At 34.9% G+C, this 13,040-nt stretch carries 13 protein-coding genes; 6 read left to right on the forward strand and 7 right to left on the reverse strand.

The window, feature by feature from the left end; translation table 11 throughout:
* Together ACP6PL_RS19980 and ACP6PL_RS19985 are read left to right on the forward strand one after the other, a co-directional pair.
* Positions 1 to 211, forward strand: a 211-nt coding sequence (locus ACP6PL_RS19980; protein ID WP_426547026.1) for a hypothetical protein, incomplete at its 5' end; no start/stop codon positions are given.
* Positions 212 to 242: 31 nt separating this feature from the next.
* The gene (locus ACP6PL_RS19985) at positions 243 to 596 is read left to right on the forward strand and encodes a four helix bundle protein (protein ID WP_426547027.1); all 354 of its coding nucleotides are present in this window, start codon (positions 243 to 245) and stop codon (positions 594 to 596) included.
* 138 nt (positions 597 to 734) lie between these two features.
* On the opposite strand, the gene ACP6PL_RS19990 is transcribed toward ACP6PL_RS19985, so the two are convergent.
* The 5 genes from ACP6PL_RS19990 to ACP6PL_RS20010 form a co-directional block, all read right to left on the reverse strand.
* A complete protein-coding gene (locus ACP6PL_RS19990; protein WP_426547028.1) occupies positions 735 to 1,571 on the reverse strand; it encodes a hypothetical protein in 837 nt (278 codons plus the stop codon).
* Between the two features lie 484 nt (positions 1,572 to 2,055).
* Complete coding sequence (locus ACP6PL_RS19995; RefSeq protein WP_426547029.1) at positions 2,056 to 2,568, reverse strand: cupin domain-containing protein; 513 nt, start codon at positions 2,566 to 2,568, stop codon at positions 2,056 to 2,058.
* 244 nt (positions 2,569 to 2,812) lie between these two features.
* Positions 2,813 to 3,853, reverse strand: a complete 1,041-nt coding sequence (locus ACP6PL_RS20000; protein WP_426547030.1) for a DUF2207 domain-containing protein — start codon at positions 3,851 to 3,853, stop codon at positions 2,813 to 2,815.
* A gap of 102 nt (positions 3,854 to 3,955) precedes the next feature.
* Complete coding sequence (locus ACP6PL_RS20005; RefSeq protein WP_426547031.1) at positions 3,956 to 4,153, reverse strand: cyclic di-GMP-binding domain-containing protein, MshE-related; 198 nt, start codon at positions 4,151 to 4,153, stop codon at positions 3,956 to 3,958.
* A gap of 564 nt (positions 4,154 to 4,717) precedes the next feature.
* Positions 4,718 to 4,996 carry a cyclic di-GMP-binding domain-containing protein, MshE-related gene (locus tag ACP6PL_RS20010; RefSeq protein ID WP_426547032.1) on the reverse strand — a complete coding sequence of 93 codons (279 nt, stop codon included), beginning with the start codon at positions 4,994 to 4,996 and terminating at the stop codon, positions 4,718 to 4,720.
* Positions 4,997 to 5,193: 197 nt separating this feature from the next.
* Between ACP6PL_RS20010 and ACP6PL_RS20015 the strand changes: the two genes are divergently transcribed.
* Complete coding sequence (locus tag ACP6PL_RS20015) at positions 5,194 to 5,553, forward strand: hypothetical protein (RefSeq protein WP_426547033.1); 360 nt, start codon at positions 5,194 to 5,196, stop codon at positions 5,551 to 5,553.
* Between the two features lie 57 nt (positions 5,554 to 5,610).
* On the opposite strand, the gene ACP6PL_RS20020 is transcribed toward ACP6PL_RS20015, so the two are convergent.
* Positions 5,611 to 5,991 carry a hypothetical protein gene (locus tag ACP6PL_RS20020; RefSeq protein ID WP_426547034.1) on the reverse strand — a complete coding sequence of 127 codons (381 nt, stop codon included), beginning with the start codon at positions 5,989 to 5,991 and terminating at the stop codon, positions 5,611 to 5,613.
* A gap of 348 nt (positions 5,992 to 6,339) precedes the next feature.
* Here ACP6PL_RS20020 and ACP6PL_RS20025 point away from each other — a divergent pair, with 348 nt between their 5' ends.
* The 3 genes from ACP6PL_RS20025 (at position 6,340) to ACP6PL_RS20035 (ending at position 11,801) form a co-directional block, all read left to right on the forward strand.
* Positions 6,340 to 7,704 (forward strand): hypothetical protein, encoded by a 1,365-nt coding sequence (locus ACP6PL_RS20025; protein ID WP_426547035.1) that lies wholly within the window; start codon positions 6,340 to 6,342, stop codon positions 7,702 to 7,704.
* 87 nt (positions 7,705 to 7,791) lie between these two features.
* A complete protein-coding gene (locus ACP6PL_RS20030) occupies positions 7,792 to 9,048 on the forward strand; it encodes a DUF1822 family protein (protein WP_426547036.1) in 1,257 nt (418 codons plus the stop codon).
* A 71-nt stretch (positions 9,049 to 9,119) separates the two neighbouring features.
* Complete coding sequence (locus tag ACP6PL_RS20035) at positions 9,120 to 11,801, forward strand: ABC transporter substrate-binding protein (RefSeq protein WP_426547037.1); 2,682 nt, start codon at positions 9,120 to 9,122, stop codon at positions 11,799 to 11,801.
* Between the two features lie 121 nt (positions 11,802 to 11,922).
* On the opposite strand, the gene ACP6PL_RS20040 is transcribed toward ACP6PL_RS20035, so the two are convergent.
* Positions 11,923 to 12,621, reverse strand: coding sequence for a hypothetical protein (locus ACP6PL_RS20040; RefSeq protein ID WP_426547038.1), 699 nt, complete (start codon positions 12,619 to 12,621; stop codon positions 11,923 to 11,925).
* Positions 12,622 to 13,040 lie beyond the last annotated feature (419 nt).

Here is a 13,040-nt window from a genome sequence, read left to right on the forward strand (position 1 = left end):
GAAGGAAGAAGTTGGAAGGAAGAAGTTGGAAGGAAGAAGTTGGAAGGAAGAAGTTGGAAGGAAGAAGTTGGAAGGAAGAAGTTGGAAGGAAGAAGTTGGAAGGAAGAAGTTGGAAGGAAGAAGTTATAAGGAAGAAGTTGGAAGGAAGAAGTTGGAAGGAAGAAGTTGGAAGAAGGAAAAAGTTACAATTGAGAGGGAAGAAGTAATATAATTTATATTGTACTTTAGGCTATTGTTAAAATATGGGTAGTCATCGAGAACAATATATATGGAAACGTGGAGTTAAAATGGCTATTAATTGCTACAAAATAACTCAAAATTTTCCTAATTCTGAACTTTACGGTTTAACCAGTCAAATTCGCCGTAGTTCTGTTTCAGTTCCATCAAATATTGCTGAAGGATATGGCAGGACAACTAAAGCTGAATATATACGTTTTCTCAGAATTGCTCTCGGTTCTCTCAGAGAATTAGATACCCAATTAATTATTGCTAAAGCAGTAAATTTAGCTGAACCAGAACTATTATCTCCTATCATAAAAGAAGTTGATGAACTACAACGTCTGATTATAGCTACTATTCACAAACTAGACAAATAATTTAATTTAATTTGCTTTCTTGCTACCTCCTTCTTCCTTACTCCTTCTCCCTTCTTCCTTTTATAGCTACTGTTGATAAATTAGACAAATAATTTACCCTCTTCCTTCTTCCTTCTTCCTTCTTACTTCTTACTTCCCTTATCTTTGCTCAACAACTCCAACTAAAGATTGCAAATCAAAATGTCGATCGCCTCCACTCAGACAAATACCTGCACTTACCACAGTTAAGTCATTTTTATTAATAGCAGAAGTATGACGTTCCCCATCCCTAGTCACCCATTCCACTTGCCAGTAATTGGAGCGATCGCGAAAATTTTGTAGCTCTCCCCCACCCATTGCCAATGCTTCTCTGAGTCTTTTTTCATCCTTTTGATGTTGCATTTTTTTCATAAATTCTTTCTTTTGTCGCGCCATTAAATCATAAACTGTTCTGATTTCTGGAGTCATTCCTTTAAACTTAACTTCTTTTGGTGGGGTAATATTTTTAAATGCTTCTCGTAACTCTTCTGCTATTAATGGATCAGCACGTCGATCTATATCTTCAAACCACCAAGAAGCACCATCAAATCTAGCAATTATTTGCTCAAACATTGCTCCTTCTGTTACTAGATGAACTGCTACAGGTTTAGCAAAACCAAATCTTTGTTTGCTATCAGATTCATTGGTTGGATATGCTAGCCATGTTTGCCCTTTTAATTGACAAGCAAGAAATAATCTTAGAGGTTTTAATAATTGGAAATATTCTTCTAGCTGAGGCAAACTTGGTTCTTCTATAAATTTGGCAATTTTTTCATTTATTGGTTGAAATATTCCCCATCCTGAATTTTTTTTTGGTTGACTTTCAAAGGTATAAATCATTCCCGCTACTCTGGTTTTTACTCGCCCGTTTTTAACGCAAGGTGCTAGAAATTGAATATTGGTTAATTCTACTTCTTGAGTTGCTAATTGGTTTATTAATTTACGAATATTTGTCATTTTTTTTAAGAAATAAGTTAGAAATAAGAGGCAAGAAGGAAGAAAAAGGGAATTTATAAATCTTTTTACCCTTGTTTTAACTTGGCTTGTGCTTTTAATAAAGAAAGAAGGAAAAATCAAAAATAATAAAGTTGAAAATTATCAAAATAATTGGGTCTAAAACCCCACTTTTTAAGGCGAAATATTTTTGGAGGGTTGCTCTAATCCCTGTTACAAAAATAACTTCTGACTTCGTTAAACCAGTCCCTATTACTATGAGGACTTATGGGATAAATGTTTGCATCCCACGACATAGGAGAAACAACAAATATCAATCTTCTTTCTTCTTTCTTCCTATTCCTTCTTTCTGCTATAGTAATCCTAAATGATTTGTGAGAATTTTTATAATAGTTAAGATTGACGAAAAACTTTGAAAATCATGACTCCTGACTCCTGACTCCTAACGACCACAAAAATATTACAATTGAAATAGGATTGCTATATATCAATTTTGTTTCTGTTGTTTTCGTTTAGCTTGTGCTTTTAACATCCGTTCTTTCAAAACAGCATTTTTAGCAATTATATCTGGGTTATCTTGATACCAAGGTGGAATATCATCATAGTCAGGAATACCATCATCTATTAAATAACGAGAATTAGAATTTTGAGGATAACCTTGAGTTACTCCACCTGCACAAATGACAAATAAATCAGTTTCTTGATCTGCTTTAATTGCTCTTTTAGCTGTGGGAGAAACTCGCACTAAATCCCCGCGTTGTACTTCTATTAATTCTCCATCAATTAGAATGACACCTTTTCCTGAAACAACAATATAAACTTCCTCTTGTTCCGCATGACTATGAGTAAATGTATAACCTTCATTGGGTGGTAAATTAATTAAACCAATACCTACACTTTGAAGGTTGAGTTTTCTGTAAGGATTAGTTAAATATGGAAGACTATCAAAGTCAAAACTAGCTTTGGTAAAATTTTGATTATGGTTTTCGTTCAGAGTCATTATTGTACTTTTCTCAGTTGAACAATAGAAAGCATGGGAGAAGAATTTTCTTCTGCCCCACATTATTTAATATTTATATACTACTATTATAATACAATATGATAATATCGCAACCTTGAGAAAAAAAATTGTCTAGCTCTATAACAAAAGAAAGGTGAGCTAGATAATATTTAAACGTTGATATGAAAATCTAGAGATCGCTAAGTAGAATGTGGTAAATTTTGGCATTATGTATCAACTGATACTATCCACCACCACCGCCACCACAACCGCCGCCACCGCCACCACCACCACCGCCACCACAGCCACCACCGCAGCCACCACCACCACCACCGCCACCGCCACCACCGCCACCAGGGCCACCAAAACCACCAGGCCCACTAGCGCCACCACCACTGCCACCACGGGGAGTGTTGCCACCTCCTCCACTACTACTACTAATAATGACGATCAAAGCCACTATAAATGGAAGCACTGAAAATATCGGAAATATCCAAGATATTAGGTATAATAATCCTGAAGAAGGAGAACTAACTGGTTTAGGAGTCAAAGAAGGAGAACTAACAGGTTTAGGACTCTGCCAATTTGGTTTTGCAACATCAAGAATATTATGAGGAAATAGTACCTGCACTTCTATTTCTTGTTGCGGTGGAATTGGTTGTTGAGCTATAAATTCTACAGTTGTTGAATTAATTTTTCGAGCGTTAGTTGGCACTCCAAAACTTTTATAAGTTTGAATTTTTTCTGATAAAACCTCCGGCAGTCGGACTATAATTTTGGCATTTTTAATAACAGCACTCCGGTTTGCAAATATAGCTTTCCAGTAAACCTTATCTCCACTATCATTAATATGTAAACCACCAATTACCCGATATTTTAATACAAAAGTATGAGCTTCAGGGGCATTGAGTTTATGTTGCCATTTAATCCATATCTGGTTATTTCTGATTCCAGTTTGACTAGGAATTTGTTCCTGATTTTCCCAAACTGTAATATCAGTAATTTTATCGACTTTATCTAGTGGAATATATCGATATCTTTGGTTTGTATGAGGTTGGGTGAAGACATATTTATGGGTTTCGCTGACCAACATATCTCCATATTTTTGCACATCTATTTCAACATTGATAAAATCCCAGTAAAAAGGTGAAGTTCCCTGAGCAATAGTTTGTAATGCAGGAGATAAACCAATAAATATTGCCACAAAAAAAGTTAATATTTTTCGTAGTTTAAATCTAGATTTTTTACGAGAGTATGGTTCTATCAAAACTGGTAATTCATTCATTTTTTATTTTGCTTAGTAGAGATGAAAACTTTTGTTGCAAATCCTGAAAAAATCAGAATTATCACTTTATAAGTAGAGAAATTCTTGATATTAAATTGATACTTAGTCAATTATCCAATAACCATTTTCTCGCCAATATTGTTCGTTTAAAGCTTCTTCTAAATTTTCTGGTTGAATCCAACCTTGGAACACTAATAGTTCTCCTAGTTTAAGATACAATAAAGTCTGAATATGTATTGCTTGGTTTAGTTGATCCTGGGAAATTAATTGTCTTCGCATTAAAATTTCACCTATTTTCATAGTCAAGTTTCACCTTAATTGATTTTGTCTGTTCATTACCTACTAGCTTTCATCAAGGTGAACTTATGCAGGTTCTGTAAAATATTTCTCAAAAGTGCATAAGTTCAAATCATCAGAGACTATAGTAAAAATGAAGTGAGTTGATGAAGCTTGAAATTTTATAGCGCTTTTTATTTCGGTAGACGACAAAGTAGGGACGTTGCATAACAAAAATGCGTTTCATGTTGCGCAGCAAAACGTCCCTACAGGGTTTTGGTAATGACAATGTGGTTTATTAACCTGAAAACTGCTGTAAATCCTATGAATCAATCTAATACGACTTGACTACTACCAAGATATTACAACTATAATTAGAATTGCTATATTTGTTCAATCTTTTGAAAGTATCATTAAAGCATAGCTAATACTAACTGCAAGAAAAGCTATAACTAAAAATGGTAATGTACAAAAAATTTGAGAAATTATTAAGCTGCTCAAGCACAAAAACTATTGTTGGTGTAAAACTAGAGATATTGAAAGAAACGTGTCAACTCATTAGAGAAATTGTTAATCTTAAATTGATACTTAGTCTATTATCCAATCACCATTTTCTCGCCAATATTGTTCTTTTAAAGCTTCTTCTAAATTTTCTGGTTGAATCAAACCTTGAAACAGCAATAGTTCTCCTAGTTTCAGATGCAATGAAGTCTGAATCTGTATTGCTTCCTGTAGTTGACTTTGAGAAATAAATTGTCTTCGCAGTAATATTTCACCCATTTTCATTGAAGTCTGAATATTTATTGCTTCCTTTAATTGATTTTGGGAAATAACTTGTCTTCTGAGCAAAATTTCGCCTATTTTCATTATCGTGTTTCACCTTAATTGATGTAGTCTGTTCATTAACTACTAGCTTCTATCGAGGTGAACTTATGCAGGTTATGTCAATTATTTCTCAAAAGTGCATAAGTTCAAATCATCAGAGACTATAATAAAAATGAAGTTAGTTGATGAAGCTTTAAATTTTAAATCTTATGAATTGATCGAACACAACTATTTATCAATTGTTAGACTATCAAATCAATAATTTATTAAACGAAAAGTTTGCTAAAAAATTAACCCTTGGCAAGTATAGTGACTGGGCATTAGGCTTAACTACAGCCCAAATTATTCCGATGCTATCAGCTATTGGTGAGTATGGCAAAGCTGGTATTCAATGGCCTGACATTGACACTAGACCAATTCTTTCTGAGAAAAGTCTTAATTCTTTAGGAATTATTTTACCGTTAAATGAAGAACAACAAAAAGCTTTTAACTTTCTTGGTAACTATTTTCGTAGCCAGGATAAGTTAAGTCCACCTTTTGACTATAGTAAACGATCGCCTAACGAAACTAACTGTTTTGTTGATAGCTATGGCAATTGAACATCACCTTCCCATTTGGAAACTTGAATATTTTTATTTCAATTATGATATCTAGCTTTATTTTGTCTTCTGTATTTGAAAGCTATTGTCTGTTTTTTGAAATGTAAAACTACTATAAATAATAGGATGTACGTTAGAGTTTTGGTCTTGATGCATAAAGATTACATAGATATAATCTGCATCAGCTAGTTTTGGATATTCTTGATTAACTAACTTAACTGTATTTTCAGCAATCTTTTGATGTTTTTGTTCTGTCAAATTCTCCCAACTTTTATCAGCAAAAGTAATTTGTAATCTTTTTATATAGTTAACGTCTTTTGTCAAATCAACGCCTAAATGATTACTGCTTTTAATATCAAAAGATGTACTAGCTACTCCTGGATGATGTTTGCTGAGAACTGTAGATAATTCCATTACATCTTCGAGTGTACTTATCATTCCACAACTACTCAGCAATAAAAAAGGAAAAAAAATAAGTGAAATTATCCCCTTGGGGAAAATAGGTATTGGTAAAAATCTACTAATTGAAATTCTAGGTTTGGTTTTTAGTAAGTTTATTTTCATAATAATAATTGATGCAGTCTGTTCATTAACTACTAGCTTCACTCTGGCAGAACTTATGCAGGTTCTACCAATTATTTCTCAAAACTGTATAAGTTCAAATCATCAAAGACTAGAGTAAAATAGAACCTTTAGGAAAATAAATTTTGAGTGCTAATGAGTGTAAATACTGATTCAATAAGGTAAGGTTGAATAATACTGTGGAGGAGTATAGGGAGGAAACAAATGGTTCTCAGCAAGAACTACTGGACATTACGCAAAATTGATTTAGCAAGCTATGATGTGTCTGGTTATCAGAGGGGATATGGAGAGGAGGTACTATTGCCTGTTCAGCAGCAATTTGAAATCTGGTTTCCGTCTATTGCTGAACTCGAAAAACTCTCCTCCCAAGATAACCGAAAAATTCAAGCTACTTTGCTATCTCACTTTCTATCTCAAAATTCTGCTTTTTCTAAACAAGCGAGCATAGCAGCAGGACTTTCTTTGCGTTGCTACATTTCCCATGCTATTGTTCATGCTTGTTACAAACTGGCTCAACAATTTGGCGATCGCTATAGTTTTTCTCACCTAGACTTGTTGTACCTGGTACTTACTGATGATGGTAAGATAAAAAGCATTGAGCAAGTTGAGGAAAACTCTCAGTCTTCTTACCCCTATTTTTGGGCGCATATTTTGAGAAAGTTCAATCCTAATAAAGCTGGACTCTGGAATTGGACTTATTTACTCACCCGTCGCCACCCAGAACTAACTCGAACGTTATGGGTGGAATTTGGTTTATCTTTAGCTACTCCTTGGGGAAAACTCAATGATATCAAGCGTTACCAAATGGAAACTCTTTCACCTCAAGAACGTGATGTAGTAGAAGTGTTTCATGGAGTATATCGGCACGACAGGCGAGAAAAGGGTGCAAGGGGAAAATGTCCTGAACCTTCTGAGTCTCAACTTCAGGAAATGCGCGATCGCCTTTTTCCAAGGGGAATTGTATATAATTCTTCAGATGAACTATTTGAGCAATTGAAAACTATTGCTCAGTTTTTACAGGAACAAATTTTAAATCCAACGGATATTTCACCTCCCTCTAATTCTTCAGCAATGGAACTTGAATTTCTAGACGAAAATCGCGATCTAGCTATTATGAATGCTATTGAAAATGTGCTTTCTCAACGTTTGCGGAAACTACAAAAAAGTGCATGGTATAGTGAATTTGCTCCTCATTTTTTGGCTAGTTTACGACTAATTTATTGTGAAAATCAGTCTCAAAGTGAAGTAGCTCGGCACTTAAATATGAATAATCAATCTCAAGTTAGTCGTATTTTAAAACTCAAGCAATTGCTCAAACAAATTCGAGAACAAGTAATGGAGCAATTGCTACAGATTTTGTTGAAGCAAGCAAACTTAAATTCAAGTCAAGGGGTTTTAGATCCAAATGCTTTTGATTCTTTAATTGAACTCTTAAGTCGTTATTTAGATGAAACCGTTTTTATAGAGGCATCTAAAGAAATTTCTACAGCAAAGAAACACAAAAAAATGACAAGTTTGTTCTCTGAAAAAATGCGCTCTTATCTTAAATATAGTCAGCCTATTAGATAATAAATAAATAGTAAAACAACTACATTAATTGTTCCATTAGTCACAAAAACCAACTTTTAAATTACAACAATAACCAGGAGAATTAATATGAATACTCGTTCTGATTCTGAGCAAATAAACAGACAGTATTACCGACAATTGCAGTTAGAAACTATTGATTTAGAACCTGAAGATTTTCAGCAAGCAACTCTCTTGAGTCGTAACTTTGATGACGAAGCCCAAAAATGGCAAGCTTATTTGAAAATCTTGGCTTTATTCGCACTAAAAAGATGGTTGAGCGATCGCCATTTAACATTAGATAATCAAATTGAATATCTACCACCTCATCAAATTATTAGTTCGGAACCAATAAGCAATCTGCAAGTCGGTGAATTTAAAGTCTGCTTACTGACAAATGAAAATATAGTAAATGAAAGAATAGAAATTCCCGAAAAAATGATTAATTCTCCAGATTTTGCTGCCCATTTATATGTATTAATACAGGTATTAGTAGAGGAAGAAGAAGCAACTTTAATTGGATTTATACGACATGATAAATTAATAAATCAGTCTTTACAAACAAACGAAAGAGAAAATTATAAACTTTCTTTGCCTGAACTAAATTCTGACTCCAGCCACTTAATTTTAAATTTAAAATATTTGAGTCCGGCAGCTATTAAAATTCCAGAAAATGCTTTAGTTGAATCAAAATCTTGGGAAAAATTAACAACCTGGTTAGAACATACTTTTACAGAAACTTGGCAACCTGTAGAAGAACTTCTAGGAAATCGTAAACCAATTATGCAAATGGCTTTCAGTTTAGATAAAACAACAGAAAAATTATCTCCCAAAGTAGTTAAAAAATTTCTCAAACAATTCCAAATGACTCAAAAACAAAGAGGCAAAATACAGCCAGATTTATCTCAACCTGAACTATCAGAGACAGAAGTCAATACAGCTCTAGTAAATATTTTACAAACAACAGAAGATGAAGAAACACGCTGGCAAGTTGCCGAATTGTTGTGGGAAATTGACCCTAGTCATCCAGCAACAGGTGTTCGTCGCGCTATCGATCTAGGAATGCAATTGGCAGGAGTGCCAGTGGCACTAATGATAGCTATTTTACCAAAGCCGAACCAAAGATTTGCTGTTCTTTCTAGAGTTTATCCTCTCCAAGAGCAACGCTTTTTACCAGCAAATTTAAAACTCATTGGTTTAGATGAAATGGGGGAATCTTTATTTGAAATTCGTGCTAGAGAACGAGATGATTATATTCAGTTTAAATTTACCGCCGATCCAGGCGATCGCTTTAGTCTTCAAGTTAGCCTTAATTCTGCCACTGTGACAAAGCACTTTATTATTTGAATAAAGTTAACTAAATAGGTATGATATTACAATATAAAAATTTTATGGATTAGAACAACAAATTAATCATAATGGCTAGACAAGTTGTTATAAAAATCGAAAAAGGCAGTTTTGAATCAGGTTTTCCTATTTCCCTAGAGTTTTGGCAAGATGGTAGTATCATTGCCACAGAAAGCAATTGTCCTCAATTGCCCCCTAACCCAGATTTTCCTAGAGTTTATGATGAATGGAAAAACATTTATACTGAGTTGGGATTGGACAACCGAGGGATAAAGATACCAGACGGGCAAACTACCAACTTCTCCAGTTTAGAAAGGTGTCAAAATACTACTCAAAGCCTGGAATCTAATGTGAGACATTGGTTGGGGCAACCTATCTTTGGAGATATTCGTGGGCGAATTATAGGACGACTAAATGATGGAACTCTAAATCAATCAGCACGAGTTATCATCAAGACATCAAATCCTTATCTGCGTAAATTCTCCTGGGATTATTGGGATTTATTTGAGAGACCAATTTTTTTACCCCAGGCAGAATTTGCCCTTTTCTCTCAATATAATCGACCAAAAGAAACCTTGGAGAAACGGATTCACATTCTGGCAATTTTTGGTAGCGATGAGGGGGGATTAGAACTGGAACAAGATCGGGAACTGATTGAGAACTTAAAAAGACATGGTGCAAGTATTAAGTCTATTCCAGAAAGGGGAAATTCTCTGACTCCTCAAGAACTATTTGATACTATTTGGCTCGGAAATTGGGATATGATTTTTTATGCAGGACATAGTTCTGGTAAAACTATTCATGTCGATCATGCCTTAAATTTATCAATCGATCTTTTGAAAGAAGCTTTGAGGAGAGCTGCTCCTAGAGTCAAGTTAGCAATTTTTAATTCCTGTGATGGACTGGGTATTGCTAAATATTTAGCTGATTTTAATATTCCCCATTTGATTGTGATGCGGGAACCTGTTCCCGATCTAGTAGCACGGCGTTTTTTAAAATATTTCCTGGAAGAATTTACCCAAGGTAAACCTCTCCACGCCTCTGTTAGAAAAGCACGGAAACACTTGCAAAAATTGGAAATTCCCGTTCAAAATGAATTGTTTTATCCAAGAGCATCTAGACTGCCTGTACTAATTCAAAATCCTGCCACACCTGAACTTTATTGGCCTAAGCGACCAAAACTTCCAATCAGACAGATAATTCTGTTTTTGTTGATTATCATTGGTTTTTTTGGAATTTATAAACGAATCCCGAAATCTGAAGCGATGGCAGATAACATCAGCATTGGTGAGGAAATTCTGGTAAAACTATTTGAACCATGGGACAAACAAAGGGGTGTGGATGCAGTTGCCCAATGCCATAAACCCTGGAATTATTTTCTACCTATTTGGAACAGTCATATTCGACAACAGTGGAGTGATTGTTTTGTCACCAAAAACATTTATCAGGAGGCACTTCAAAATCTTCAGCAAAGTTGGAGGACGGAACGAAGAGACCCAGAAACTTTAATATATCTCAATAATGCAATTTTAGAAGCGAAGGGTTTTGATTACTATACTATTGCAGTTGTGGTTCCAATTTTACAAGATAAAAGGGGGCAGGCAAGTAATGCAGAACTCGCTGAAGAAATCTTGCGGGGAGTAGCTCAAGCGCAAACAGAAGTTAACTTGAGTTTATTCAATAAGGCAAAATCCTCTGATTTAACTTTACCGGGTGCAAATTTTCTAGACTCGAAAAGCTTGAATGGAAAAGGTTTAAAAGTCATCATTGCTAATGATGCCAACTTAGAGACTAATGCCGAGAAGATCGCCCAAACCCTAGTCAAACGGTCAGATATTCTAGGTGTTATCGGTTCCTGGACCAGTGATATGACGATGGCAACTGTAGATATATATAATCGAAATCAATTAGTATTAGTTTCTCCTGGTTCTACCACTTATGCACTCACAGCTCAACCTCGAAAATTTTTCTTCCGAATTATCGCAACTAATCATCTTCGAGCAGAAGCAATGGTTGATGTCTTGATGAATAAAATTAATCACAACAGAGCTACAATTTTTTATAACCCTGCTAGTCCCTATTCTAGTGATTACAAAAAACATTTTAAACAAAAACTATCAGAAAAAGGAGGATATGTTATTGATTCATTTGATATTTCTCGGTCTAATTTTAATGCTAAAGATGCTATCCAAACAATCAGAAAATATGGTAAATCAACTATTGTTCTCATCCCAGATGGGCAAGTAACTGATTCTTTTTCTCATGCTCTAGAAGTCATCAAAGAAAATGGTGGTGAAAACTGGATAGTTGGTGATTCGTCAATTTACAGTCCTAAAACCCTGGAAATTGCTCAACCACAACTATTGGAAAAACTGATTGTCACCGCTAACTGGCATCCTCTAAGCAATTCAAAATCTTATTTTTCTCAGACCACTGAGCAGCTTTGGGGAGGTACTGTCAATACCCGTACAGCTTTGAGCTATGACGCAGCTCAGGTAATTCTGAAAGGGATTCGGGAACAGCCTACTCGCTTAGGAATTCAGAATAAATTAGCAGATGAAACTTTCTACGTTGACGGGGTAACAGGAAAAATTGAATTTCAACCAGGGATAGGCGATCGTCAAAAACTACCCTTGGAGTTAGTTAAGATTGTTCCTTGTCCAAATCAGATATTCGGCTTCACATTTATTCCTATGAAGTTTTCAACACCTGAAGATGCAGGGTTAAACTGTTCGAGTTCTGTCGATTTCTGACTCCTAATACCAACAGGAATTACGCCAAGATACATATATAGCCTTTAGCACTTGAAGCAATTGCTTCAAGTTAATCTTAATTATCATTCCTAATTTATTTAGTATTTAATTTATTTAGTATTTAGTTAGACCTGTCATATCGCTTATTCCAGGGTCCAAGTATTCCTAAAACTTGATTTCCATCCCATATTACTATAGCAGTAGTATAACCATGATCAAAGTACGGACAATCTTTCCCAACTTTAAGTATTTCTCTATTTTTTGTTGCCTGAAGTGTCCAGGTTATACCAAGACGATTTTTCCATTGAAGTGTGTTATCATCGATCCGACTAATAGTCACATAATGCCAATCGTTTTTTCCACCAGAATCATACAAATGATTTTCATAGTTTCCCACAATTGAATTGACATCCCAATCAGTACCAACCTTTTCCATCAAGTGCTTCAAGATTACATATCCTTGTGGGTTGACAACAGTCAGGCGGATAATTGATGGATTTTTAGGGCCGTGAGCAATAATATATTTGTGATTTCCGTTTTTAAAGGTATAAGTATAGTGTTTGTTATTCCCTTCAATATAAGGATTTTTCAAAGTTAGAAAAGCACCACTTATTCGAGATTGAGCTTCATAAGTATAGTTTCCGAACTCATCTAATTTCAGCAAAACAACCGAATTTTCGCTATTATCCATGAAAGCTCCAGTTGGACGGACAAAATCGGTAGGCATTGCAGAAGCACTATGAGAATTTAAGGTAATATCTGCGATCGCAGGAACAGATAAACCAATAATAGATGCAAGAGCAATAGCTTTGATGTTCATATTTCTGTCTTCCTTTAAGTATTTTGTCAGTTTGTTTTGTTTCCTAACTAAGTCTTCAAACTCAATTTTTTGTATCCGTATTTATAGTTAATAAAAATGCTAGAATAAAATTTTGCACACACAAACCTGCAATTAGGGCTAAAACTAGAGAAGCTGCAATGAGCGTGCCAATTAATTTTGTAACCCTTTTCTGGCAATATTACCCCATCATATTGAGTGGATACCGAAATTCAACAATATTGGCAAAAATGGGACTTGTAGAACTCCTGTAGACAAGAACTATGGGTAGTGTATCAAAGAAGTCTGGATAAAGGAGTGAAGTACCTCAACTATAACGAAGTTTAGTTAAGGCTCCCCCGATCTAAAATGAAACACTTTTAGATGAGGACTCCTTATGCTTTCTGTCAGAGCGATAGTTT

Origin of the sequence: Dapis purpurea BLCC-M126 (assembly GCF_050015975.1) — a bacterium.
Lineage (GTDB): Bacteria > Cyanobacteriota > Cyanobacteriia > Cyanobacteriales > Microcoleaceae > Trichodesmium.